This window comes from Paenibacillus oleatilyticus, from assembly GCF_018998565.1.
Taxonomy (GTDB): domain Bacteria; phylum Bacillota; class Bacilli; order Paenibacillales; family NBRC-103111; genus Paenibacillus_G; species Paenibacillus_G oleatilyticus.
This window is the reverse complement of sequence record NZ_JAHNZO010000024.1, coordinates 54,352-78,011: the sequence shown is the minus strand read 5'-3', so window position 1 is coordinate 78,011 and position 23,660 is coordinate 54,352. Positions and strand designations below refer to the sequence as shown.

General features: G+C 58.0%; 23 protein-coding genes. 14 read left to right on the top strand and 9 right to left on the bottom strand.

The features are described 5' to 3' along the window. The first annotated feature begins 33 nt into the window (after positions 1-33). The 8 genes from KQX66_RS26010 (at position 34) to KQX66_RS25975 (ending at position 9,883) form a co-directional block, all read left to right on the top strand. On the top strand, positions 34-807 hold the full coding sequence (locus KQX66_RS26010) for a sporulation protein (protein ID WP_216795698.1): 774 nt from the start codon (positions 34-36) through the stop codon (positions 805-807). Between the two features lie 370 nt (positions 808-1,177). Next, positions 1,178-3,532 carry a PAS domain S-box protein gene (locus KQX66_RS26005; RefSeq protein ID WP_216795697.1) on the top strand — a complete coding sequence of 785 codons (2,355 nt, stop codon included), beginning with the start codon at positions 1,178-1,180 and terminating at the stop codon, positions 3,530-3,532. Positions 3,533-3,627: 95 nt separating this feature from the next. Continuing rightward, complete coding sequence (locus tag KQX66_RS26000) at positions 3,628-4,068, top strand: Dps family protein (protein ID WP_036688242.1); 441 nt, start codon at positions 3,628-3,630, stop codon at positions 4,066-4,068. A 193-nt stretch (positions 4,069-4,261) separates the two neighbouring features. Further along, entirely contained in the window at positions 4,262-4,540 is a 279-nt protein-coding gene (locus tag KQX66_RS25995) for a hypothetical protein (RefSeq protein WP_216795696.1), read from the top strand. Positions 4,541-4,631: 91 nt separating this feature from the next. Then, positions 4,632-5,813: a PQQ-dependent sugar dehydrogenase gene (locus tag KQX66_RS25990; protein WP_216795695.1), complete on the top strand. Its 1,182-nt coding sequence runs from the start codon at positions 4,632-4,634 to the stop codon at positions 5,811-5,813. Between the two features lie 35 nt (positions 5,814-5,848). Then, positions 5,849-7,048, top strand: a complete 1,200-nt coding sequence (locus KQX66_RS25985; RefSeq protein ID WP_216795694.1) for a class I SAM-dependent methyltransferase — start codon at positions 5,849-5,851, stop codon at positions 7,046-7,048. 212 nt (positions 7,049-7,260) lie between these two features. Then, positions 7,261-9,243 carry a methyl-accepting chemotaxis protein gene (locus tag KQX66_RS25980; RefSeq protein WP_216795693.1) on the top strand — a complete coding sequence of 661 codons (1,983 nt, stop codon included), beginning with the start codon at positions 7,261-7,263 and terminating at the stop codon, positions 9,241-9,243. A 79-nt stretch (positions 9,244-9,322) separates the two neighbouring features. After that, the gene (locus KQX66_RS25975) at positions 9,323-9,883 is read left to right on the top strand and encodes a DNA-deoxyinosine glycosylase (RefSeq protein ID WP_253957440.1); all 561 of its coding nucleotides are present in this window, start codon (positions 9,323-9,325) and stop codon (positions 9,881-9,883) included. Positions 9,884-9,914: 31 nt separating this feature from the next. Here KQX66_RS25975 and KQX66_RS25970 read toward each other — a convergent pair whose 3' ends face one another. Next, on the bottom strand, positions 9,915-10,064 hold the full coding sequence (locus tag KQX66_RS25970; RefSeq protein WP_216795692.1) for a hypothetical protein: 150 nt from the start codon (positions 10,062-10,064) through the stop codon (positions 9,915-9,917). A gap of 141 nt (positions 10,065-10,205) precedes the next feature. Between KQX66_RS25970 and KQX66_RS25965 the strand changes: the two genes are divergently transcribed. Next, complete coding sequence (locus KQX66_RS25965; protein ID WP_216795691.1) at positions 10,206-10,739, top strand: hypothetical protein; 534 nt, start codon at positions 10,206-10,208, stop codon at positions 10,737-10,739. Between the two features lie 117 nt (positions 10,740-10,856). Continuing rightward, positions 10,857-11,858 carry a hypothetical protein gene (locus tag KQX66_RS25960; RefSeq protein WP_216795690.1) on the top strand — a complete coding sequence of 334 codons (1,002 nt, stop codon included), beginning with the start codon at positions 10,857-10,859 and terminating at the stop codon, positions 11,856-11,858. Between the two features lie 101 nt (positions 11,859-11,959). Here KQX66_RS25960 and KQX66_RS25955 read toward each other — a convergent pair whose 3' ends face one another. Beyond that, positions 11,960-12,124, bottom strand: a complete 165-nt coding sequence (locus KQX66_RS25955) for a hypothetical protein (protein WP_216795742.1) — start codon at positions 12,122-12,124, stop codon at positions 11,960-11,962. Next, positions 12,121-12,279, bottom strand: coding sequence for a hypothetical protein (locus tag KQX66_RS25950; RefSeq protein ID WP_216795689.1), 159 nt, complete (start codon positions 12,277-12,279; stop codon positions 12,121-12,123). Before KQX66_RS25950 ends, KQX66_RS25955 begins: the two co-directional genes overlap by 4 nt. A 196-nt stretch (positions 12,280-12,475) precedes the next feature. Here KQX66_RS25950 and KQX66_RS25945 point away from each other — a divergent pair, with 196 nt between their 5' ends. Continuing rightward, complete coding sequence (locus tag KQX66_RS25945; protein ID WP_216795688.1) at positions 12,476-13,813, top strand: MFS transporter; 1,338 nt, start codon at positions 12,476-12,478, stop codon at positions 13,811-13,813. 85 nt (positions 13,814-13,898) lie between these two features. Here the strand turns inward: KQX66_RS25945 and KQX66_RS25940 are convergent, their stop codons facing one another. From KQX66_RS25940 to KQX66_RS25930, 3 genes are all read right to left on the bottom strand, one after another. Beyond that, complete coding sequence (locus KQX66_RS25940) at positions 13,899-14,177, bottom strand: hypothetical protein (protein ID WP_216795687.1); 279 nt, start codon at positions 14,175-14,177, stop codon at positions 13,899-13,901. 84 nt (positions 14,178-14,261) lie between these two features. Further along, the gene (locus tag KQX66_RS25935; RefSeq protein WP_216795686.1) at positions 14,262-16,559 is read right to left on the bottom strand and encodes a transglycosylase domain-containing protein; all 2,298 of its coding nucleotides are present in this window, start codon (positions 16,557-16,559) and stop codon (positions 14,262-14,264) included. A 395-nt stretch (positions 16,560-16,954) separates the two neighbouring features. Beyond that, complete coding sequence (locus KQX66_RS25930) at positions 16,955-17,422, bottom strand: hypothetical protein (protein WP_216795685.1); 468 nt, start codon at positions 17,420-17,422, stop codon at positions 16,955-16,957. Between the two features lie 151 nt (positions 17,423-17,573). On the opposite strand from KQX66_RS25930, the gene KQX66_RS25925 reads away from it, so the two are divergent. Next, positions 17,574-18,029, top strand: coding sequence for a hypothetical protein (locus KQX66_RS25925; RefSeq protein ID WP_216795684.1), 456 nt, complete (start codon positions 17,574-17,576; stop codon positions 18,027-18,029). A gap of 99 nt (positions 18,030-18,128) precedes the next feature. On the opposite strand, the gene KQX66_RS25920 is transcribed toward KQX66_RS25925, so the two are convergent. After that, on the bottom strand, positions 18,129-18,617 hold the full coding sequence (locus KQX66_RS25920) for a GyrI-like domain-containing protein (protein WP_216795683.1): 489 nt from the start codon (positions 18,615-18,617) through the stop codon (positions 18,129-18,131). Between the two features lie 195 nt (positions 18,618-18,812). On the opposite strand from KQX66_RS25920, the gene rluF reads away from it, so the two are divergent. Then, positions 18,813-19,511, top strand: a complete 699-nt coding sequence (rluF, locus tag KQX66_RS25915; protein ID WP_216795682.1) for a 23S rRNA pseudouridine(2604) synthase RluF — start codon at positions 18,813-18,815, stop codon at positions 19,509-19,511. An 8-nt stretch (positions 19,512-19,519) separates the two neighbouring features. Here rluF and KQX66_RS25910 read toward each other — a convergent pair whose 3' ends face one another. Further along, entirely contained in the window at positions 19,520-20,212 is a 693-nt protein-coding gene (locus tag KQX66_RS25910; protein WP_025851981.1) for a response regulator, read from the bottom strand. Between the two features lie 255 nt (positions 20,213-20,467). Between KQX66_RS25910 and KQX66_RS25905 the strand changes: the two genes are divergently transcribed. Further along, positions 20,468-22,543, top strand: a complete 2,076-nt coding sequence (locus tag KQX66_RS25905; protein WP_308647276.1) for a sensor histidine kinase — start codon at positions 20,468-20,470, stop codon at positions 22,541-22,543. A 47-nt stretch (positions 22,544-22,590) separates the two neighbouring features. Here KQX66_RS25905 and KQX66_RS25900 read toward each other — a convergent pair whose 3' ends face one another. Then, positions 22,591-23,505 (bottom strand): AraC family transcriptional regulator, encoded by a 915-nt coding sequence (locus KQX66_RS25900; protein WP_216795738.1) that lies wholly within the window; start codon positions 23,503-23,505, stop codon positions 22,591-22,593. Positions 23,506-23,660 lie beyond the last annotated feature (155 nt).

The window sequence follows — 23,660 nt, the reverse complement described above, 5'->3', positions numbered from 1 at the left end:
ACTTTGGCATACTTCAAGCGGGAGGCAAAGACGATGTCCATTTTTAAGAAAGTGCTTGCAAGTGTAGGAATCGGATCGGCGAAGGTGGATACGAGGCTGGATCATCCGCGGGTTTCACCGGGAGAGACGATTAGCGGAGTCATGCATATTCAAGGCGGTCAATTGGATCAGCAGATCGAAAGCATCTACATGTATTTGAAGACGGAGTACTTGAAGGAAGAAAACGATAAGAAAATGACCTATACCGCGGAGATTGCCAAATACCACATCACCGACGGCTTCCTGCTGCGGGCGGGCGAGGGCCGGGAGGTCACATTTACGCTGGGGATTCCGGAAAACGCTCCGCTGTCACTGCAAAACACGCCGGTCTGGCTGGAAACGGGACTCGATATCGACATGGCGATCGATCCCAGGGACCGGGACCAGATCGACATCGTTGCCGGCCCGAATGTGGCTACCGTGATGGAGGCGCTGAATGAGCTCGGCTTCCGTCTGCGTGAAGTTTCCAACGACTACTCGCCAAACTTGGGCGGGCAGCTGCCGTTCGTGCAGGAGTTCGAGTACGTGCCGACGACGAATTTCCACGGTGCGCTCGACGAGCTGGAAGTGCTCTACTTCCCAAGAGGAGACGATCTGGAGCTGTTTCTGCAGATCGACCGCCGCGCCCGGGGCTTCAAGGGAAAACTCGAAGAACAACTGGGGCTGGACGAAAGCCTCATCCGCTTGACTATTCCGGGCAGCGAGCTGCGCCGGGGCTCGACAATCGTTGCCGGGCAGCTGCATGACCTCATTTCACGTTATATTTAAGCGAACTTGACCAGGAAGTCCGTTCCCTCGGGAAACGTGGAGCTTGTTGAGAAAGTGGGCTTTTACAAAACAGAGGTACATACGGAGGTGGGGTATCCACTGGAGAAGCGATAGCGCCCGCCTTTGTCTTCGGGAAATGTCCGCTACAAGCGGCTTCTAATCAGATTTCCCGATGACAACAGCGGTCGGAAGTGGATACCCCAACCCCCTCATACACCTCTATTGGCCCATTTGCCCACTTTTTCAACACTCTGTCCGTTCCCTCGGGAAACGGGCTTCTTTTTTTCATAGCGGCAGCAGGAGAAGAATGTCCGGCTAGCGAAAAATGTAAGGATATAGGATAATAACCGGACCCTAGGAGAGTATACATATGGCTGAACCGCAAGTAAATATACTGATTGTCGATGATCGGCCGGAACATTTGCTCGCTATGTCTTCCATACTGCAATCTCCCGATTACCGCATCGCCACAGCCAATTCCGGAGAGGAAGCGCTGCGGCAAGTGATGCAGGAGCCTTTCGCCTTGATTCTGATGGATATTGAAATGCCGGGAATGAACGGCTTTGAAACCGTTCGCATGCTGAAATCGCAAGAGCGGTACAGGTCGATTCCCGTGATCTTCGTTACGGCGCTCAGTCAAGCGACCGAGCATATGGTACGAGGCTATGAAATCGGGGCGATCGATTTTATATTCAAGCCGGTGCAGCCGGTTGTGTTAAAAGTAAAGGTCAGGCAGTTCGCAGGCATCTACCGGGACCGGGAGCAGCTTAAGGCGCAAAAGGAGCTGATCACCCGGCGCACGATCGACCTGGAGCAGGCGCATGCCCGGCTTCTGGACAATACGGACAAGCTTCGACGGATGGAAGCGATGGCCCGGGCCATCAGCGAGACGTCGACTGACGCTTTCTTGACCGTCGACGCAGAGGGAACGATTTTGTCGGCCAATCCCGCCGTCCGGCCGCTGTTCAGGTACGGCCCGGAGGAGCTGATCGGGAAGCCCGTGTGGCTGGTCGTGCCGTACACCGAGCGGCTGTTCGGCTCGGGGGAAAGTGGCTCCCTGCTGCCGGATTGCGGCACGAGGGAAGCGACGGACGTTACGGCCGTGCGCCGCAGCGGCGGGACGTTCCCTGCCGAGCTGCAGATCGGCAGCGCCTGTATCGGCGACCGGCCGATCTATGTCTGTTCGGTTCGCGACGTGACCGAGCGCAAAATGCAGTATATCCGCATGGAGCAAGCCGTAGAGCAGCGCACGTATGCGCTTCGCGAAGCTAACGGAAGGCTTCAGGCGGAAATCCGGCGGCGGCATCAGGTTACCGAGCAGCTGCTGCGGTCGTACGACCGGATCAACGATATTTTGGAAAGCATCACGGACGCGTTTTATGCGCTCGACCACGACGGGGCAATCGTCTACATGAACCGTTCGGCCGAGCAGCGCCTCCGCATCGTGAAGGAGCAGGCGCTTGGCCGGCCGTTCTGGGATTATGCGCCGGTGGAACGCTCGAAGTGCTACGATTTGTTTTTGCGCGCAGCCCTGGAGCAAGCGCCGCAGCGGGCGGAATTTTATTCGAATCTGACGGACAGCTGGGTTGAGGTGAGGGCTTTCCCGTCGTCGCTCGGCATCAGCTTATATATCCAGGATACGAACGAGCGGCGGCGCATGGAGCAGGATGCCCGGGAATCGCAGGAGCGATTTTATACGATTTTTCAGGCGACGCCTTGTTTGATGGCAATTCAGTCGTTAAGCGACCGGACGTATCTCGACGTCAACGAGAGCTGGATGAAGCATACGGGATACACCTATGAAGAAATGACGTCGGGAGCCGCCAATCTGCAGATGACGCTCGTCTCGGACGAAGGACTGGTCGAGACGCCCCCCGTGGACTTCGCCGATACAGTGACGGACGTGAAGGTACAGTATGTGACCAAGGCGGGCGAGCGGCGGACGGGACTGCTGTCCACGGAGATCATTGAGACGCCGGATGTACCTTGCGTGCTGGCGGTCATTACGGATATTACGGACCGGGTGGCGCTGGAGAGGGAGATTGCGCGGCTGGACCGGCTGCATATGATCGGGGAAATGGCTGCCGGCATCGCGCATGAAATCCGCAATCCGATGACGACCGTCCGCGGCTTTCTCCAACTGATGCGCGCGAAGAAAACCCTTCCGCCCAAGGACATTATCGACGTCATGGTGGAGGAGCTGAACCGCGCCAACGGGATTATCAGCGAGTTTTTGGCGCTGGCCAAAAACAAGACCACCGACCGCCGCCCGCAAAATCTGGCTCAGGTGATCGAGGCCATCGGTCCGCTCATTCAAGCGGAGGCGACGCTGGCCGATAAGCAGCTTCACCTGCGGCTCGAATCGTGTCCCGAGCTGGAGCTCGACGAGAAGGAGATCCGGCAGATGGTATTGAATCTCGCGCTGAACGGGCTCGAAGCGATGGAAGCCGGAGGACGGCTTGAAATCGCCACCTATACGGAAGAGTCGGAGGTCGTGCTGGAGGTCAGCGATCAGGGCCACGGCATGGACAAGGACGTGCTGGCCAAGATCGGGACGCCGTTCTTTACGACGAAGGAGCGGGGGACGGGGCTCGGTCTGGCGGTCTGCTTCAGTATTGCTGCCCGGCACGGAGCGAAGCTGACGTGGCAGACCGGACCGGAGGGTACGGCATTCTATGTCCGGTTTGCAGTACCGGCTGAGCCCATCGCCGCGAATGCCCCCTAGCCAGTTCCTTCGGTGTGATGTATAAAAGCGGCTTCAGTTTTTCATATTAACTAGGGATAAGCTGGAAAAGAACGCGATCCAAGGAGGAACGACCCATGTCCAAAAGCTTAACGGAAGTGCTGAACACCCAGATAGCGAACTGGAGCCTGCTGTTCATCAAGCTCCATAATTACCATTGGTATGTGAAGGGGCCGCAATTTTTCACCCTGCATGCGAAATTTGAAGAGCTGTATAACGAGGCGGCCCTTCACGTGGACAATTTGGCCGAGCGGCTGCTGGCGCTCAAAGGGCAGCCGGTCGCCACCATGAAAGAAATTTTGGAGAAAACGACCCTGCACGAAGCTTCCGGCAGCGAGAATGCCGAGCAGATGGTCCGTTCCATCGCCAACGACTTCGGAACGCTGATTGGGGAGCTGAAGGAAGGGATGGCGATTGCCGAAGCGGCGGACGACGAGACGACCGGCGATATGCTGCTTGCGATCCACAGCGAGCTGGAGAAGCACGTTTGGATGCTGGAATCGTTTTTGGGAAAATAGCGTCCCGGACCGGGGGCATGGCGACTTGCGGATGGCGCAGGAAGCTGTGCCTTTTTTTGTAAATTGAGGCCTGATTACCCGCTGCCGCTGTGTAATCGTCGCTTCGGCGGGGAGGCTTGTCGCATATACTGTAGAGCGGAACCCAGTCGGCAGACCGCTCGCGGCGCTGCCCAGCAAAGGAGTGACAAAAACAATGAACGCGAATCCGTATAAAGACGGGGAACGGTTAACGAAGGTTGAAACCCGGCTCGAGAATATCGAAGTCGCCGTCACGCGCATGGAAGAAAAGCTGGATAAGTGGCATGGCAACTATATATCCCGAATGGAATTGAACGAGATGCTGCGTGCACGCGACGAACGTCTCGAACGGATTGAAAAAGAGCGGCTGCTCAACAAGCAGCTCTACCCCGGCTGGATCAATCTGCTCATTGCTTTTGCCGCATTGCTTGTCGCGTGGTTCCACAATAAATAAAGCAGCAGAATGAAATATGGTTCGGACAGGTCGCTTTTCCTTGCGCCGTTTGGTTATAATGGGATGAAAAGGGATGGAGGCTCTGGCCCTTATGAATCGAACGATTTTGCGTACCGCAGCGGGACTGCTTTTTGCGCTGCTGCTTGCCGGCTGCGAGGAGGAGCGTCAGGCAGCCCCTGCTTCGGGCACGGCACCTTCCGCCCCGTCTCCGGGCGAAGCGTCCAAAGCTGCCTTTCCTTATAAGCGGGAAACCGTAGCCGCAGGATTGGCCGTGCCGTGGGAAATCGATTTTGCGCCGGATGGCCGTATTTTCTTTACTGAGCGCGGCGGTGCGCTGCGCGTCATCGACAAGGGGAAGCTGATCGCGGAGCCGGTGTTCCAAGTGAACGGCAGTTTGTACAAGCAGGGGGAAGCGGGGCTGCTTGGCTTCGCGCTCGATCCGCAATTTGCACGCACCGGCTATATTTATGCCTATCATACGTACGTCCAAGACGAACGGCCGGTCAATCGGGTCGTCCGCCTGAAGGAGCAGGGCGGGAAAGCCGTTCTCAACCAAGTGCTGCTGGATAACCTGCCGGGCAACCGGATTCACGACGGCGGGCGGGTGAAGTTCGGGCCGGACGGCATGCTGTATATTACGAACGGAGATGCCGACGACCGCCCGGCTGCTCAAGATGCGGCCAAGTTCGCCGGCAAAATATTCCGCATCGCCAAAGACGGCTCCGTGCCGCCGGACAATCCGTTCCCCGGCTCGCCTGTCTACAGCCTCGGCCACCGCAACCCTCAAGGGCTCGCCTGGCATCCGGAGACGGAGCGGCTGTACGGCTCCGAGCACGGTCAGACGGCTCACGACGAGATCAATCTCATCGAGGCCGGGGCGAACTACGGCTGGCCCCTCGTCCAAGGCGACGAGACCGAGATCAACCCGGCCGATGCCGGGAAAAAAGGACCGGGACCGCTAAGAGCGCCGGTCGTGCACAGCGGCGACGTCACATGGGCGCCGTCGGGCATGACCTTCGTCAGCCGCGGGCCGTGGAAAGGCCACCTGCTGGCCGCCAATCTGCGCGGGACGCAGATGCTGCACATCGTCCTGGCGCAAGACGGCAAGAGCGCCCATTCCATCGAGCCGCTGCTCGCCGGCGAGCTCGGCAGGCTTCGAACGGTGGCGGAAGCGCCGGACGGTTCGCTCTATGTGCTGACGAACAACCGGGACGGCCGCGGGCAGCCGCAGAAGGACGACGATAAGATCATCCGGTTTATCCCGGAATTTTAAATCATGAACTAACGGATTGGAGAACGTGAAGCGGGATGCAAGAGCAGGAATTGACAGAATTAACGGGGCGATTGTTTCAGGAAGGGACGCTGATCCAAGCGACGCTCAGCCAGGTGCGGCGAAGCGAGCCGGACGGCTGCACGAAGGTGACGGTGAAGCCCGTACAGCTCAAGGGGGCTTTGAACTATCAATTCAGCTCCTTCTGCGGGCCGAAGGTATTGCATGAGAATTTGGCGCCGGAAGCGGCGGAGGCGAAGCTGAATGCGCTGCTTGCCGGGCAGTTCCGGCAAGGGCTGCTGCAGACGGGCGAAGCGGACTATCAGGTGCTGATCAGCAAGAAAGGCAAGATCGGCATCCTCCGCAAGCCGCCGACGAAGCAAGGGGTGAGCGGGGCGCCTGCCCATAACCGGAAAAAGAACTACGTGCTGGAGGAAGGCGTCCCCGTTCCTTTTCTGATCGAGCTCGGAATTATGAACGCCCAGGGAAAAGTGCTGGCCCCCAAATACGACAAGTTCCGGCAAATTAACCGGTTTGTCGAAATGATCGCCGATATTTTGCCGCATTTGCCGAAGGACCGGACGCTGACTATCGTCGATTTTGGCTGTGGGAAGTCGTATTTGACGTTTGCGATGTATCATTTTCTGAAGGAGATGCAGGGCTTCGACCTGCGCGTCGTCGGCCTCGATCTCAAGGAAGATGTGATCCGGCACTGCAGCGCGCTTGCGGAGAAGCTCGGCTATGACGGGCTGCGGTTCCTTGTCGGCGACATCGCCAAGTACGACGAGCTGCGGCAGGTCGACATGGTCGTGACGCTGCATGCCTGCGATACGGCGACCGATGCGGCGATGGAGAAGGCGGTTCGTTGGGACGCTTCGGTCGTCTTGTCCGTGCCTTGCTGTCAGCATGAGCTGTTCCGGCAGGTGCGCAGCGACGTGCTCGGCCCGCTGCTGCAGCACGGCATTTTGAAGGAGCGGTTTTCCGCGCTGGCCACGGATGCGATCCGGGCGAAGCTGCTTGAGCTGGTCGGCTACAAGACGCAGCTGCTTGAATTCATCGACCTGGAGCATACGCCGAAAAATATTTTAATCCGGGCGGTTCGCAGCATTCAGCCGCCGAAACCCGCCGAACGGGCCAAGCAGGCGGAGGAGTACCAAGGATTCCGGAATTTTCTGCAGGCGGAGCCCTACTTGGAACGGGCGCTGCAGGACAAGCTGGAACCGTGGCTGAAGACGTAAATGTTAATTAAGAGAGAGAGTCCTAGGACATAAGGGGGATTTTCTCTCTTTTTTGTTCTTTTTCATTGCATTTGTCCTAAAATTCGACAAAACTTCTTCAGTTTTTGTGAAACTTTTCACCTGGGTTCCGTAGTACAATGGATGTTAATGTTCATTTGGAACATTCCTCCATCCATGAATTGGAAAAATTAAGAACCCGAGGTGCTAGTAACATGAGAAATCCACTTCATTCGTTAACGGGCCGATTTATGGTGTACAGCAGCCTGGTGCTCCTGCTCTTAATGGGTGTGGTGTTCGCTTATCAAAGCAGCATCATTCGCAGTCACGCGGAAGCTTCGCTGTTCGACAAAGGTCGGACGATGGCGATATCGTTATCTAAAAGCTTGCAGAGCCTGACCGAGTTGGACCTGCGCACCGGGGTGACGCTGCAAGACGGCACGAAGCTCTCCGGCGAAGAGCTGCGGACCCGGTTGTTCGACGACCGGCTGGAGCCGATCGCCGCAAGCCGCGAGGAAGCGGAGAAGCGGTCGAAGGATAAGGAATATGCTTCGGCGAAGCAGAAACGATTCGACGGTCAAGACATCCCGCTCGCACAATACGAGTTGAAATACACCAGCGCTTACGGCGCTTATACGGACGAGCGGTGGCAGGCGATGGTCGACGGATTCCTGACCGACCCGCAGATCGTGTTCGCCATTCCGATCGCCTACTCGGCGAATCCGGACGCGGTCGGCTTCATCGCGACGCACAACAGCGGCTACAGTCCGCAAGGCGAGTCTTCGAAGGACCGCTGGGGAGCGGAGGGGCAGCTGAGCCAGAAATACCGGGCCAATCGCGTATTCAACGACCCGACGGGCTATGCGGCCGCGGCGTACAAGGATACTTCCGATGTGCTGCTGCAAAAATACCCGCGAAGCGTGGAAGGACGGGTCGTCGAGACGTGGGACATGTCTTACCCTCTATACTTCGAGGGCAAGCATTGGGGGGCGGTTCGCATTGCGCTTAATAAGGAAAAATCGGACGCGCTGATCGCGCAGCAGCAGCTCACGGTCGCCGTAGAGCTTCTGATCGTGCTGCTTGTTGTGCTCGGCCTGTTGTTCGTGCTGTTGAAGTTTTCCGTCGCCCGCAAGCTTCAGGCAGTGCTGGCTGCGACGGCCAATCTCAACTCGCAGGAAGCGGATTTGACCTACCGCCTTGCCGTAAGAGGCAAGGACGAGATGGGGCGGCTTTCCGGGGAGATTAACCGGTTTATCGCCCACTTGCAGCAGATGATGAAGGGAGTACATGCCCTTTCCCTTCGGGTAACGGACAGCTCGCATCAGCTCGCGGCGCATGCCGCGCAGTCCCGCGAAGCTTCGGAGGCGATTGCGTATACGCTGGACGAACTGGCGGCGGGCGCCGAAAGCCAAGCCGTGAGCGCCGGGGATAGCGCCAAGGCAATGGAGGAGATGGCGGCGGGCATTCAGCGCATCGCCGAGGCATCGGCCCACGTCACGGAGGCATCGCTCGCGATGGTGCAGGAGGCCGAAGCGGGCAATCGCACCTCGGTTGGAGCTATGGAGCAGATGGGGACGATGCGCCAGTCGGCGCAGCAGGTCGGCCAAGCGATCAGGGAACTGGAAGGCCGCATGCACTCGGTGCAGGAAATGGCCGGCGCGATATCCGGCATTGCGTCCCAGACGGGCCTGCTCGCCTTGAACGCGGCTATCGAAGCGGCCCGGGCGGGAGAGCACGGCCGGGGCTTTGCGGTCGTCGCTGGCGAGGTACGCAAGCTGGCCGAGCAGTCCGAGGCGTCGGCGCAGCGCATTCAGGAACAGATCGAAGACATACAGGCCTCGATGGCATCTGCGGTAGCCGCGATGGCCAAGGGAGGCCAAGAGGTGGAGAAAGGTGTCGGGGAAGTCGGGCAGGCCGGCGCGGCTTTCGAACGGATCTTGACGATGGCGCAGGGCATCACGGCGCAAATTCAGGAAATATCGGCTGCCTCCGAGCAGCTGTCCGCCGGCACCGAGGAGGTGACGGCCGGTATCGAGGAAATGGCCCGCATCGCTGGCAGCGCCTCGGAGCAGACGCTAAGGGCGGCTGCTGCCTCCGCCGGTCAGCTCGACCTTGCAGGTAAGGCGTCAGGGGAAGCCGAACAGCTTCGGAAGGCAGCGGACGAGCTTCAGCAAACCGCAGGACGGTTCAAAGTATGACCGCGTCCTGCGGTTTTTCTTTTGGCTTCGTTATGTGTCATGTACGGGGCTGCGTGTGCTACAATGAGGCTGCTTGGATATGAAACGAATCAACGGAGGCGATGCATCGATGGCAGCGGATAAGGAACGTCCCCGCTTGACCGGCCTGCCGCCGGTCGCGGATGAGCGCTGCCGGCTGCTGATTCTCGGATCGATGCCGGGAGAGGCGTCCTTGCGGGCACAGCAGTATTACGGCCATCCCCGCAACGGCTTCTGGCCGCTTCTCTACGCGCTGCTGGACGGCGGGGAGCCGGCTGCGGCATACGAGGAGCGGCTCCGCTTCGCGTTATCCCGCGGCGTAGCGCTGTGGGACGTGCTCGCGGCATGCGAGCGCGAAGGCAGTCTCGATACGGCGATCCGCCGTCCCGAGGCCAACGAATTCGCGCGGTTCTACGCGGCGTATCCGGGTATCCGCCATGTTTTCTTCAACGGCAGCACGGCGGCGGACCTGTACCGCAGGCAGGTCATGAAGGGGGCCGCGGACGACGGCAGAAGTTATACGCTGCTGCCGTCATCGAGTCCGGCGCGGGCGATGTCGCAAGCGGCCAAGCTGGAAGCATGGCAGCCCGTGCGGGCGGCTTGGCTCGCCGTCCAGAGCTAACAGCCGTCCGGGTGCGCAGGAAGCAGGCTGATTACTCCTTCTCTTTCTGTGTCGCTCCGATTTCATTAACCGTTGTTTTCACTTGATTGAGCGTATCGTTCACGAATTCCATATCTTGATTTGCGGCTTCCGTCGAAGCCGTGCTTTCGTAATTGCCTTCGTGCTTTTTATTTTCCGACATGGCGTTTCCTCCTTTCGGGATAAGGTTATATATCGTCAGTTCATGTTTAACGTGCGCAGCCTGTCCGGAATATATTCTCTTTTTCCGAAAGGCATACTAAGCGAAATCCCATTTCTACAAGCGACGAGAGGAGGATGCCGAATGGCAAGACAGACGAGCCAAGTTCCGTTCGGGTACGAACCGCCGAATGGGCGAGATACGGACCGCGGAAGCTTGTGGATTTACGATGCGTTCGAGGATTATACGAAGCAGGAGCTTGTACGCGTCCTTGGGCTGGCGAGCGAACGCGGCATCGCGAAGGCGGTGTTTTATCCGCTGCATGAGGAGACGGTCCGGCGCATGGAGAAACGTCGTTCCGTAGCTCCTTACTACCAGAGGGTCGAAGCGCTGCAGGCGCTGCTCGCCGCTTCGGATACGGATGTCGATTACACCGTCGAACCGTTCGAGGGCAAGCGTAAGAAGTACACTCCTGCAGACACGGCGTTCCGGTTTCTGGAAGAGAAGTACGCCGCTCCCCATTTCGTTTGGGTGACCAAGACGACGGCCGAGCTGCTCGCAGGCTACGAGTCGTTCGAGACGTGGATCAAAAAAATCCGCTGGTTCGTGAGCGAGGAGGGAAGCCCGGTCACGCATCCCCGGCTGCAAGCGTACGCCAACCGTTGGGACCCGGTCTGAAGGCCTGTTTCGGTCCGCATCCCCTGAAAATGGCATGAAAGCCCGAATCGTATATCGAACTCTGTTCGAAAATCACGGGCGGCAGCTTTCCATGCCTGTTACAGGGGGAGACAAACAATGGGGAAACTTAAAAAAACGGTCGTGTGGGTTATTGCAGCCGCGCTTTTGGGCGGACTGGTTTATGGCGTCACTTGGGTGGGAGATGCGCCCGTATCGGCTGAAATATCGACGGAAGCCAAAGGGCGGCTCGTGGGCTTGACGGACGGCAACAAACAAATCAAAGTATCCTACGACGGAACGGAAAAAACTTATTCGCTAACTGCGGACGTATGGGTATACCGTAATTTGCAAAAAGCGGCGATCACGGATTTGAAGCCGGGCGATTCGCTGGAAATTATATTAAACAGCAAAAATCAAGCCGCCTACATTAAGGCGGCGGCGCCCGAACAAGCCGCTGCACCGCAGAGCCCGGCCCCGCCGGCCGCCGACCCGAACGCGGCGGCAACGCAAGGCTCCGGGGCATCGCCGGGGTCAGCAGTGCCTGCGCCTTCCGGCAGCACGGCCGCGGTGCCACCGGCCGGTCCGGCGCATACGCCTGCGACTTCGGCTCCGGCTGACCGTCCGGCTGCCGCGGAACCGGCTAAGCCGGCGGTCAACGGGAGCTGGCCTTGGGAGCGGCTGTCGTTGGAGCTGAAAAGCCGGGAGCTGGCTTTGAAGGTAAAGCAGGAGCAGACGGACAAAGGCGATGAGGCCGACGTTTATATCCAAACCAAGGATCGTGCGGTGGTTCATCTGAAGGGAGCGCAGGCGGAGCAATTGCTTCTTCTGCTGATACAGGGGCTGCCTTCGGAGAAAGACGCTTGGGAGAAGGCGCTTAAGCAGCGCTTGGCGGCGCAGTTCAAGCTGAAGGACGATTCGCCGGATTGGAAGATCGACGTGAAGTGGAAAGACGACGCCAAAGTCGTACGTACGCCGCCCGTACAAGCCGGGAAGCCGGAGCCTAACGGCCACGGGGCGGACAAGGAGCATGGCAAGGGCAAGAATAAGGAGAAAGAAAAGGAAAAAGAAAAGGAAAAAGCGAAAAACCGCGATAAGCACGACGATGAGAATGACGACTGATCTTGAGGTCTTCCGCTTTTACCGCCTGCACAACGGCAGCCCGACTGGAGAGGATTAACGCTCCGGACGGGCTGTTTTTTGCCGCGATCTTCTTAGCTGCCCTAGTCCTCGGGAGTCCGGTCCAAGTACAAGCGGGAGACGAGAGTGGCGTCTCCATGCCGTACTTCTTCCTCCGTCGCCTTTTCCTCCAAAGGATCGTGCGTATTCATGCCTGGGGCGATGGTCGGTGCGTGGGGCCGCCGCGCCTCATCTTTCTTGCCGGTCACAATTTCTTCTCCCCTTCCGTCTTAGAGTAGGCAATCAGCGTAATCGGACTGCCGGTCAATTCGGCCAGCCGCGTTTCCGTCTGTTGAATGATATCGATGACTTTTTCTTGCTCGTGAAGCGGGGCGATTTGGTAGTCGGTCGTTTCGATTTTCATGGGCGATGGGCCTCCTGTATGGGATAATATCGATTTCGCGGTTAGAATTCCCTTCGGGAAAACCCCGCATGCGTGGAAGGCGATGGAAACCGGTCTGGAAAAAACGCAAAAACCATGGCTCGGCATCTTGCCGCTGTGTTATATTGAAGCTACTGTTCCGGGAACACGGTGAGACGATGAAGGAGGAAGGAACCGTATGAAATGGAACCGCTTGGCCGTGATGGCGAGCATCGTGCTCGCCGTGCTGATTTCGTCGATGGATACGACGATCATGAATACGACGATGCCGCGGATTGCAGAGGAGCTTGGAGATGTGAAGCTGTACGCGTGGAGCTTCGCCTCTTACATGATTTTATGTACGATTGTAACGCCGCTCAGCGGCAGGCTTTCGGATTTGTTCGGACGCAAAAAAGTGCTGTCGGTCGGCATTGTGGTCTTCCTGCTCGGGTCGGTGCTGTGCGGAACGGCGGCAACGATGCTGCAGCTCGTGCTGTACCGGGGACTCCAAGGGCTCGGCGCAGGTGCGATGATTGCGTTCCCGGCCATTATCGCCGGGGATTTGTTCCCGGTGGAAGCGCGGGGCAAGATCCAGGCGTTCTTCACGGGCATGTGGGGCATCTCGTCAGTGCTGGCGCCGCTGCTCGGCAGCTTGTTCATCGAGCATTTGAGCTGGCGGTGGATTTTTTATATCAATATTCCGATTTGTCTGGCATCGCTGCTGCTGCTTGTGCCATACCGGGAAGTGTACGAGGCCCGCAAAAGCCGGATTAACTACTGGGGAGCCCTCTGGTTCGGACTCGGCATCGGGCTGCTGCTGTTCAATACGGTGGTGAGCGAGGGTTTTCTGCTGTATACGGCGGGCGGCGTATTGTTTTTACTGCTGTTCGTGGTTAACGAGCGGAGGCATCCTTCACCGATTATGCCGGTGGCGCTGCTGAAGAACGGCTCCGTCGCCTGGATGAACCTGAACGGCTTTTTGACCTGCGCGGCGCTGTTCGGCACGTCCAGCTACATTCCGTTTTATTTGCAGCAGCACGGGTACTCGCTTTTCGTCAGCGGGCTGTCGCTGCTCGGCATGTCCGTCGGATGGATTCTTGTAGGCGTCCCGGCCGGCAAATGGGTGCTGCGCTACGGCTACCGGCCGCTGCTGTTTACGGGCAACGTCCTGTTGGTGCTGTCTGGTCTGCTGCTGCTGTTTTTGCCGGACGAAGGGGGCTTCTGGTACGTCAATGCGATCATGGTGCTGCAAGGACTGGCGTACGGACTGCTCTATACGGTATCGGTCATCGGGGTTCAGCAGCTTGTTGCCGCCGATCAAAAAGGGATTTCCACGTCGCTGCAGGTCTTCTCGCGGAATATCGGTACGGCGGCCGGGGTTACGATTATGGGCGCGCTTCTGACGTCGGCGCCGGCTTTTATGACCGGTATCCACCGGCTGTTCCTGTACGGGTTTATCGTCAGTTTGGCCGCGCTGGTGTCTACGATTTTTCTTTTTACGCGCCGCACGGTCTCGATTTCCGGTAGCGGGGCTTAAGAATTGCGGCATACAAAGCCGTTGAAAAGAACAAAGGGCGGTCCTGCTTAATGCAGAACGCCCTTTGTTGTTACGCCGCCTTTCTTCAGTCGAGGAACCATTCGCCGGACCAAGGATCCTGCACCCAGCGGGCATGATGATAAAAATGATGCCCATGCATATGATGATGATGGTGCGGAAAGTGGTGCGGATGGAATCCAAACGGAAAGAAGCCGTGAGGATGGAATCCATGCGGATGGAAGCCATGCGGATGGAAGCCGTGGGGAAAATGATGCGGGTGATGATGACCATGATACGGGTAATGCGGACGGCTGTAGTCGATCTCCCCTGCTGTTTCAGTTTCGATTATCGTCTCTTGAGACATATTTGATTTCTCCTCTCTGATTAGAACATACTTCACCATATGTCAGAGAGGAGGAATTGGGCACTTATCCATCTAAAAATGGGCTTAATCACCTTGTTTTTTTCTTAGCCAGCCGGGACGGTGCGCTTCCGGCTTGCCGCTGCGCTCTTGCGGCTCCATGGTTTCCGGCGCACGTCCGTCGCTCCCGAGCGGTGAGCGCAGCTGCGCCTCCTCCATCGCCCGCCGCACTTCTTCAGGTACCGGAAAATCGGTCACCGGGGTATCCTTCAGCGCCCGGGTCATGATTTCCCGAAACAGCTGCGCAGGCACCGCCCCGCCGGATGTCGTCAAATAATGGGTCTTGTCCGTCTGATCGTACCCAAGCCAGATCGCGGTCGTCAGTTCGGGGGTGAAGCCCACGAACCAGGCGTCCTTAGCGCCGTTCCGGCCGATGGCCTCGAATTCGGCCGTTGCGGGCAGCTGCGTCGTCCCCGTCTTACCCGCGGCGGGACGACCGCTGAGTGCGGCGGCGATCCCTGTTCCTTGCGCGACGGTCTCTTGAAGCAGCCTCGTCAGCGTATAGGCGTAGACCGGCTCCGTCAGCTTGGTCGGCTGCGGTTTGGCTTCGACGAGCGTATGGCCGTCCTTGGTCGTAATTTTGGTGATGGCGTGGGCGTTCTGCATCACGCCCTCGTTTGCTATGCCGCCGTACGCCTGCGCCATCTGCAAGGGCGAGACGCCTTCGGACAAGCCGCCGAGCGCGAGGCTTAAGTTGCGGTCCGCCGGAGGCAGGGCGATCCCGGCTTTACGCACGTAGTTCGTCCCGGCGTCGATGCCGATTTCGTTCAGCAGCCAGACAGCGGGAATATTCCACGAGCGGATCACGGCTTCCCGAAGCGAGACTTGTCCCCTCGTCTGCCCGTCCCAATCTTTGGGACGGTAACCCGAAATGTCGAGCTGCCCGTCATACAGGATCGACTCCGGCGAATAGCCATGCTCAAGCGCAGGCCCGTAGACCGCCAGCGGCTTAAACGATGAGCCGGGCTGCCGCTTTAGCTCGGTGGCCCGATTGAAGCCGCGGTAGGTCTGATCCCCTCGCGCACCGACAATCGCGCGGATACCGCCGGTTCGCTGGTCCAGCAGGACCGCTCCGCTCTGCACCGGGCGATCGGGAGGACTTTGCGGGAAGAGCGCATCCATGCGGTACACCTCTTCCGCCGCCTGCTGCACTTTAAGGTCCATCGCGGTATGAATCCGCAGGCCGTGCGTCAAAATCTGCTGCTCCGTGAAGCCGTAAAGCTTCTCGGCCTCATCCATGACATAGTCGACATAGGAAGGGTGCCGTCCCTTCAGCGATTCTCCGTTGTTCGGCTTTAAGGCAATCGGCTCGGCGATAGCCTTATCGTAGGCGGCGTCGCTGATGAAATGCTGCTCCTTCATCAGCGACAGCACGAGGTTTCGCCGCTTCAGCGCTTTGTCCGGATGCCGCACCGGAGAGTAAAGCGAAGGAGCTTTGGGCAGACCGGCCAGCACGGCCGATTCGGCAAGCGTCAATTGCTGGACGGATTTGCCGAAGTATTGCTGCGCCGCCCCTTCGACGCCCCAGCGCCCTTCGCCGAAGTAAATGCTGTTCAGATAGAGCTCCAAAATTTCGTCTTTGCTGTAAGCAAAGTTGATTTTTATCGCGTAACCGAGCTCCTTGAATTTGCGGTTGAACGATTTGTCCGAGTCGAGGAACAAATTTTTGGCAAGCTGCTGCGTGATCGTGCTGCCGCCTTCCTCCATCGCCCCGGCTTTCAAGTCGCGGACCAGTGCGCGGCCGATCGACCATACGTCGAAGCCGGCATGATCGTAAAAGCGCCGGTCTTCTACCGCAACGACGGCATTCCGTAAATCCAGCGGAATTTGGCCGAGCGGCACCGGCACGATTCGGGACGAGGACAACTGCGCCACCGGCTGTCCCCCGGCGTCCATGACGAAGCTCGGCTCGGGGAGCGGATGCTCCAGCTTGCTGATGTCCAGACCGCGCACCCATACGGCGGCAGCGCCAAGACCGGCCGCCACGGCTGCCAAACAGAGCAGGCCCGCGGTCCACAGCCACCGCCGCCCCCGGAACCGGCGCGCTTGCTTCCCCTTTCGCGCGCCCGTGCCGCCGCTGCCCGGCGCAGGCTCTCGTGCCTCGCGTGCCGCAGGGCCGAAATCGTCCGCCGCCTGTCTGCGGCCCGGATCATCTTGCCCCACACTGCCGGCTCTGCGCCACGTGGACCGGGCGGCCTGCCGCGCCTCGTCCGCCGCTCGGCTTCCTCCGCCGGCGGCTCTATACGACTGCCCCTCGCGTTTCGGCGAGGAGCCTGTGTCTCTCTTTGTTTTCGGCCTCCAACGAAACATCCGGGATAAGCTCATGGCTGATGGTCCCCCTTTTGTCGCCACGGAATGTTCGCCGCTTTAGCGTAAATTAACCAATGCTAATAATATTCGCACCGGACGCCTTGTTTCGGCAGGTGGACAAGCAAAAAGGAGCCTCCGAAGGAAGCTCCAACAGGCTGTTGAGAAACCCTAGTAGTAAAATATCTCTGAGAAATAGAGGTAGGGTATATCCCGTAAGAGTTTACGTCCGCCTTTGAAGCCCGTGAAAATACCGCTAATTCTAATCAGATTCACGGGTTTCAAGAGCGGCCGGAGGGATATACCCCACCGTCGTATGCAGAGAGTTTCTGCGCGAAGCGGGTTTCTCAACCAGCTCAGGAGCCTCCAAAGGAAGCTCTAAGCGTTCCGATATGCTCCCTGTGCGGGAGACTTCATTGCAAAGGGTCCGGCATCATGCCCTTTTCCATCACCTGCGAATTCGTCGGGAGGCTTGCCATCACTTTGCCAAGCTGGCGGACCTCCTTCTCGTTGTTGGCCATTTTGCCGTTCATTGCCTTGCCGATCGGCGTCGATTCGGTGGGCTTCGTCTTGGCCGGGCCGTATTCCATATATTGCTGAAGCTCCGCCAACATCTCTTGGGCAGCGGCGTCTGCCGAAACGGGTATATTGTCCTGCACAACGAAGCCGGCCTCGTTCAAGTCAATCCGGGTCTGGCCGTTCTCTTGCGTATGCGTATAGATACGGTATGGATATTCCTGCAGCGAAGCGGAATCGCGAAACGTCAATTCGTATGTGCTTCCTTCCCGGGAAGGCAGTTCGGTGAATCCCATCGTTTTGAGCGTAGCGTGCACGTGGGAAAAGGGCTTGGTGATCGACGGCAGCGTTTTTTTACGGGACATAGGGCAACACTCCTCGATTCGTATTTTCCGCCGGACGGCGTGACGCATCCGTGTACCCCTTTATTAAACCTTTCGGATAAGGATGAAACTTTGTATGGTACTAGATCGTCATTCTTTTTCGAATAGGTATAGAGCAACTGGGGGTGTTGGTATGCGCGGCAGATCGCTGCGAGTTATTTTATTTCTTATGGTGGCGGTAACCTTATCGGCTCTGGTGTACGGGTATGCGTTTTCCAATAACAACAGCTTTGTCGGTTCAAGCATCGACGAACAGTTTCCCGTGCCGGCGGAGGCGCGCAAATCGGACGTTCCGTTCTCCAATCCGGGAGTCGTCTATGTGCGCTACAACATGAAAGGTATCGAAGAAAAGGAAAGTATTCCCGATTTCTACGAGAATGAGATTCGCAAGTGGGGATGGAAGGAAGACAAAGAGGAGCAGGTGGGGGCTCTCCGTGTTTTTGTCAAGGACGGCAAAACGATGAATGTAACGACGCACAGCGGCTTTTTCACTCTATTTACCAAAAAAAGCTCCGCTAAGCCGCAGACAGCGGTTGCCGGTGCGCCGCACACCACGGTTTCCAAGCCGCAAAGCCCGTCGGAGCAGTAAAAAACCCCCGTGCAGCCAAATTCGCTTTTCCGGAGTTTGTCCGTCAGGAGAAGCGCATGGCAGGCGCAAGGGGGCTCGCGTTCGGTTCAACAGGCGGCTTCAATCGACGAGCGGAAGCGAGTACCGCGCGAATCCTTCGCCTTCGTAATTGTATCGTTCGCATATCGTGTAGGTACGGTTGCCGGCGCTGGTTTGAAGTCCCTTTTCGCGCAAATACGCTTCGACCGCTTGGCCGGCCGCCTCGAAGTTCCCGTCCTTATTCGCCACGACGACGCACCGGTGCGCCGGAACAGTCAGGCGGAGGAACCATTCGGGAATGTCGTCGTACGATTCGACCTCCACGCAAAGGATGTATACGTGCGTGTCCGGATGGCTCTGCGACGGTCCGTGCGGCCACAGGCCGTAATGAATTTGAGGGTTCACGATATGGGGCAGATGCTTGGCGGAAGACAGCAGCGCTTCTTTGGCGTGCCGATACTTGCCTCCCATGTCGTTCAGGCCGATGCACGGGATGCCGATCAGCTTCAACTCCTTGTGCTCCACCATAACAGGCTCCATCTCCGGGAGCTTTGCCGCGTTTTCGATCATACGATTTTCGCCTCTTTTCCTTGTTATTTTCCAACACAATAAACAAGCTGAACAAGCTTTTATGACTTCACACGTTCCCGCTCCGGCATCGCCAGAGCTTCCTTCTTCTTCGCAGAGCGCCTCTTGAATTTTTTGCAACGAAAAACCCGCATGGTATAATGGAGCGATAAAGTCAGGACAAGCGGAGTGAGAACGATGAGAATCAACAAATATATCAGCGAAACGGGAATTTGCTCCCGGCGCGAAGCGGATCAGTTGATCGAGGGAAAGCGCGTCACGATTAACGGTCAGCTGGCCGAGCTCGGAAGCCGGGTGAGTGAAGGCGACGACGTGCGGATCGACGGAAAACCGATCAGCGAGAAGAAAAAGCACGTCTACATTGCGCTCCACAAGCCGGTAGGCATCACCAGCACGACGGAACGGCACGTCCGCGGCAATATCGTGGATTTTGTGGGACACCGCGAGCGTATTTTCCCGATCGGACGGCTGGATAAAGATTCCGAAGGATTGATTTTGCTTACGAATGACGGCGATATCGTCAACAAGATACTACGCTCCGAGCACGAGCATGAGAAGGAATACATCGTGACGGTGAACAAACCGGTCACTTCGATGTTTTTGCAGGGAATGGCGAGCGGCGTGCGGATTCTCGGGACCGTCACTAAACCGTGCAAGGTGAACCGCATCGACGACCGGACGTTTCGGATCGTACTGACGCAAGGGCTGAACCGTCAAATCCGCCGGATGAGCGCCGCCTTCGGCTACGAGGTGCGCCGGCTGAAGCGGGTGCGCATTATGAACATCAAGCTGGCCGGTTTGCCGGTGGGGCAGTGGCGCGATCTGACCCCGGAAGAGCTGGACAAGCTGATGAGCGACATCGGACATCAGCCGTAAGCTCTATGCTACACGTTGAATTTGTAGCCGATCCCCCGCACGGTATGGATGTACTTCGGATCGGTGGGGTTCGGTTCGATCTTCTTGCGCAGGTTGCTGATGTGGACGAGCAGCGTGCGCGTATCGCCGTTGCTGTCCACGCCCCAGGTCATTTTATACAGCTGCTCGAGCGGAAGCACCTTGCCGGGCGAGCGGGCGAGATGCAGCAGCAGGTCGAACTCCTTGGAAGACAGCGGCACGAGCCCGCCGCCGGCTTTCACGGTCCGGCTGAGCAGATCGATTTCCAGTCCCGGAAACGACAGGTACTGGGAATCTTCCTTGTGCTGCTCAAGCAGCTGGCTGCGGCGCAGATGCGCTTTGACCCGGGCGACGAGCTGACCGGGACTGAACGGCTTCGTGATGTAATCGTCCCCTCCGATGCTGAACCCCAGAATGATATCCATATCCTCGCTTTTGCAGCTCAGAAATAAAATCGGCGTATTATAGGACTTGCGGATTTGCCGGCATACTTCGATGCCGTCCATTTCGGGGAGCAGGATGTCGAGAATCACCAAGTCCGGACGGTGCTCCCGCACCATGGCAAGCGCTTCGGCGCCATTCCCGGAATACAGTACGTCATATCCCTCCTTACGCAAATAAAGACTGATTAATTCGACAATCTCGGCTTCATCGTCGACGATGAGTATTTTTTCTCCAGGCATCGATTTCTCCTCCAAAAGATGATGCGGCGAAACATGATGCTTCTTTGAAACTATCAGAATCATACCCCGCCGGACTCGATACTGGATTCTGATATGGCAGTGACAAACGTCCCGAAATCCCCCAAAGGTGAGCCGTTTATCCCGGTTTCCAAATAATGCAGTTTAAGGTACGATATTAGCAGGAAGCCCATTTGAGCAACAGGAAAGAAAGTGGTATCGATTTCCAGAAACTATTTCTATTATAAATGGTTTTGGGTGTGTATTTCCATAGTTTTATTGGCCGCCGCGATTGCCGGTATCAGTTACTATCGTTCCGCTGCCGGGGAGTCCGCGCCCCGTGCCGTTCAAGGCGTGATGGATCTGGAGGGCTACGGCTTGGAATCCCATGGAACGGTCCGGCTGGACGGTGAATGGGATATGCACTGGATGCGTCTGCTGACGCCGGAAGAGCTGGCCTCCCCGGACCATGCCGCAAGGGATCGGGCCACCCCGATTGTTCTCCCCGAGGTATGGAATCGAGTCCCTGTGGACGGCGAGCAGCCGGGCGGATCGGGTCATGCGACCTTTCGCTTGAAAGTGAAGCTGGATGGCTCCGCCTCGGATCTGGGGCTGAAGCTTCCGTACATCCGTACGGCCTACAAGGCTTGGGTGAACGGCGAGCCCGTCGCAAGCAGCGGCACGGTCGGAGAAGACATTTGGACTTCCAAGCCGCAATACACCCCGAATCTAATCCGGTTCCGTCATGCGGGCGGGCCGCTGGATATCGTCATTCAGGTTTCCAATTACCATCACCGGCTCGGGGGTATCTGGAAACCGGTCGAGCTCGGCTCCTGGAGCGCGCTGGACAGCAAGCTCCGGAAAGAGCTTGCGATCGAGACGCTTGTGGTCGGAAGCCTGCTGTCGATGGGGCTGTATCACATCGGATTGATTGCGCTGAGGCGCAAAGAGAAAGGATCGCTTTATTTCGGTCTTTTTTGCTTGCTGATCGGCATACGGGCCTTCTTCGCGGGCGAAGGCGTGATGTATTATTTTGTCCCCGAGGTGCATTGGCTGACGGAGCTGCGCATCGAATACGTATGCTTTTACATGGGCGTACCCGTCATGATTATGTTCATGCACTCGCTCTACCCGCAGGAGGTGCGCCTCGGTGTCGTCCGGCTTATTCTGGCGCTTGGCGCAGCGTTCTCGGCCGCGGCATTTCTGATTCCACCCCCGTGGGTAACGTATACGACGCCGGCGTTTCAGCTCATTACGCTGTTCACCAGCGGCTACCTGCTGTTCAGCCTCGGCCGAGCCGTGCTTCGCAAAAGAGACGGGGCGCTGTTCGCCGCGATCGGCGCGGGCGCTTACGTCGCCACGGTGATGCTGGACATTATGTACTATAACCAGTGGATCAAGCTTGGCGAGGTTTCGTCGTACGGGCTGCTTGTCTGCGTATTCATGACCTCGTTCATCCTGAGCGCCAAATCGGCCAAGGCCTACGTGGAAGTGGAGACGCTATCGCGGCAAATGCGCGAGATGAACACCGGCCTGGAGCATAAAATTCGCGAGCGGACCGCCGAGCTGGAACGTATCAACCGCAGCCTGGAGCGGATGAACGACGACTTGGCGCGGATGGAAACGTCCAGGCGGCACCTGCTCAGCAATATCTCGCACGACCTGGGAACGCCGATGACGCTGATTCAAGGGTACGTGGAAGCGCTCATCGACGGCGTCGTCTCGCAGCCCGACCAGCAGCAAAAGTATTTAAAGCTCATCCATAACCGGATCACGGGTCTGAACCGGCTCATCGCCGATTTGTTTCAGCTCTCGAAGCTGGAGGCCAGACAGATGGATTTCGATATCCAGCCGGTGAGCGCGGACGATTTTATCCGCTACTTCGACGAGCGCTATGAGCTGGAGCTAGCCGGTGCCGGGCTCAAGTTCGAGACGGTCGCCTACTCGCTGCGGCCCGAAGCCCACCGGCAGGCCGTCGTCAAAATCGACGTGGACCGGATCGATCAGGTGCTGACCAACGTCATTTACAATGCGGTCAAGCACACGCCCCGCGGCGGACTGATCCAGCTTCATTTTATCGTGGACGAGCATTCGCTTGTCGTCCAGGTGCAGGATAACGGCTCGGGCATCGATCCGGAAGACCTGCCGCATATATTCGACCGTTTCTACAAGAAAGACAAATCCCGCAACACGGCCGGCGGCGGCAGCGGTCTCGGGCTGGCCATCGCCAAGGAGATTATCGACTACCATGGGGGCCGGATCTGGGCGCAAAGCCGCGTCGGTCAAGGCGCCTGCATCGCCTTCATGCTGCCCCTCGCGAAAGGGGGTGAATAGAGACTCGGACGTTAGCGGCGAACCGCTGCGAATCGCCTGAGCGAAGCTTAATCGCCGGAGCCCGGGGGATGCAGCAGCGAGCTGCGGTAATCGGTCGGCGAGAGCTGGTAATGCCGCTTGAACTGCTTCGAAAAGTACAGCGGGTCCTGGAAGCCGACCGAAGACGCAATCTGTTCCACGGTCAGCTCAGGGCGCTCCCGCAGCAGATGGCGCGCTTTGTCTAGCCGGAGCCGGAGCAGGAACGTCACGGGCGTCAGCCCGGTCTGCCGCTTGAACAGCGTCGAGAGATAAGCGCGGTTGTAGCCTAGCGACTCGGCCATCAGCTCGATCGTGATCGGCTCTGCGTACTGCTTGGATAAATATTGCAGCGCCCGCTGCACCGTTTGCCCGGCGGCAGCCGCCTGCTCCGGCTCGTCGGAGCGAAGCGGGCGAAGCGCTTCCGCAAACTCGGCGAACAGCAGGTGCAGGCAGCCGTTCGCTTTCAGATTGGCGCCTGCACCGCGGTGTTGGAACGCCAGCTGCACTTGGCGGAACAGGACGCCGATCGAGCGCTTTCGTCCGGTATGCACGACCGGCTGCTGCGAGCTCAGCCCCGTATCCTGCAGTAACCGCTCCGCGAGCCGTCCTTCGAAGGCGACCCAGCGGTAGTGCCATGGATCAAGCGTATCGGCCATGTAATTGACCAGCTTGCCCGGCTCGATCAGGAAGCTGTCTCCTGCGCCGAGCTCGTAGGTCTGTCCTTGGCAGACGTAGGTGCCCTTGCCGGACAGCACATGGTGCAGCAAATAATAATCGACCACCTTCGGACCGGGCTTATGACCCGGCTTCGTCTGGCTGTGGCCGGCGAACAGGACGGTCAATGGGCTATCTTCCGGCGCGGGGTACGGGTTGGATACGACAAAGTAGGTATCGGGACGTTTGACGGGCCCGGACAAGGCGCGACTCGCCTCCTTTTGGGGCATTGCCCCGGATACGTTCAGTATAGCATAACCGGGAATGTCTGCGCGTTCATGATCTAACATTTTTCCATGTCGTCCTGACATCGTTCCATAGTGAAAACCGGTTGTCCGGGCTATACTTGAAGCAAAAGCTTACTAATGAAATTCGCTATATCGAA

Excerpts from the sequence above, each read along its gene's own strand:
- KQX66_RS26000 (WP_036688242.1), top strand. The coding sequence starts at position 3,628 with ATGTCCAAAAGCTTAACGGAAGTGCTGAACACCCAGATAGCGAACTGG.
- rluF (WP_216795682.1), top strand. The coding sequence starts at position 18,813 with ATGAGAATCAACAAATATATCAGCGAAACGGGAATTTGCTCCCGGCGC.
- KQX66_RS25950 (WP_216795689.1), bottom strand. The coding sequence starts at position 12,279 with ATGAAAATCGAAACGACCGACTACCAAATCGCCCCGCTTCACGAGCAA.
- KQX66_RS26005 (WP_216795697.1), top strand. The coding sequence starts at position 1,178 with ATGGCTGAACCGCAAGTAAATATACTGATTGTCGATGATCGGCCGGAA.
- KQX66_RS25965 (WP_216795691.1), top strand. The coding sequence starts at position 10,206 with ATGGCAAGACAGACGAGCCAAGTTCCGTTCGGGTACGAACCGCCGAAT.
- KQX66_RS25900 (WP_216795738.1), bottom strand. The coding sequence starts at position 23,505 with ATGCCCCAAAAGGAGGCGAGTCGCGCCTTGTCCGGGCCCGTCAAACGT.
- KQX66_RS25970 (WP_216795692.1), bottom strand. The coding sequence starts at position 10,064 with ATGTCGGAAAATAAAAAGCACGAAGGCAATTACGAAAGCACGGCTTCG.
- KQX66_RS25985 (WP_216795694.1), top strand. The coding sequence starts at position 5,849 with ATGCAAGAGCAGGAATTGACAGAATTAACGGGGCGATTGTTTCAGGAA.
- KQX66_RS25920 (WP_216795683.1), bottom strand. The coding sequence starts at position 18,617 with ATGATCGAAAACGCGGCAAAGCTCCCGGAGATGGAGCCTGTTATGGTG.
- KQX66_RS25995 (WP_216795696.1), top strand. The coding sequence starts at position 4,262 with ATGAACGCGAATCCGTATAAAGACGGGGAACGGTTAACGAAGGTTGAA.
- KQX66_RS25935 (WP_216795686.1), bottom strand. The coding sequence starts at position 16,559 with ATGAGCTTATCCCGGATGTTTCGTTGGAGGCCGAAAACAAAGAGAGAC.
- KQX66_RS25975 (WP_253957440.1), top strand. The coding sequence starts at position 9,323 with ATGAAACGAATCAACGGAGGCGATGCATCGATGGCAGCGGATAAGGAA.
- KQX66_RS26010 (WP_216795698.1), top strand. The coding sequence starts at position 34 with ATGTCCATTTTTAAGAAAGTGCTTGCAAGTGTAGGAATCGGATCGGCG.
- KQX66_RS25990 (WP_216795695.1), top strand. The coding sequence starts at position 4,632 with ATGAATCGAACGATTTTGCGTACCGCAGCGGGACTGCTTTTTGCGCTG.
- KQX66_RS25940 (WP_216795687.1), bottom strand. The coding sequence starts at position 14,177 with ATGTCTCAAGAGACGATAATCGAAACTGAAACAGCAGGGGAGATCGAC.
- KQX66_RS25945 (WP_216795688.1), top strand. The coding sequence starts at position 12,476 with ATGAAATGGAACCGCTTGGCCGTGATGGCGAGCATCGTGCTCGCCGTG.
- KQX66_RS25910 (WP_025851981.1), bottom strand. The coding sequence starts at position 20,212 with ATGCCTGGAGAAAAAATACTCATCGTCGACGATGAAGCCGAGATTGTC.
- KQX66_RS25930 (WP_216795685.1), bottom strand. The coding sequence starts at position 17,422 with ATGTCCCGTAAAAAAACGCTGCCGTCGATCACCAAGCCCTTTTCCCAC.
- KQX66_RS25925 (WP_216795684.1), top strand. The coding sequence starts at position 17,574 with ATGCGCGGCAGATCGCTGCGAGTTATTTTATTTCTTATGGTGGCGGTA.
- KQX66_RS25980 (WP_216795693.1), top strand. The coding sequence starts at position 7,261 with ATGAGAAATCCACTTCATTCGTTAACGGGCCGATTTATGGTGTACAGC.
- KQX66_RS25960 (WP_216795690.1), top strand. The coding sequence starts at position 10,857 with ATGGGGAAACTTAAAAAAACGGTCGTGTGGGTTATTGCAGCCGCGCTT.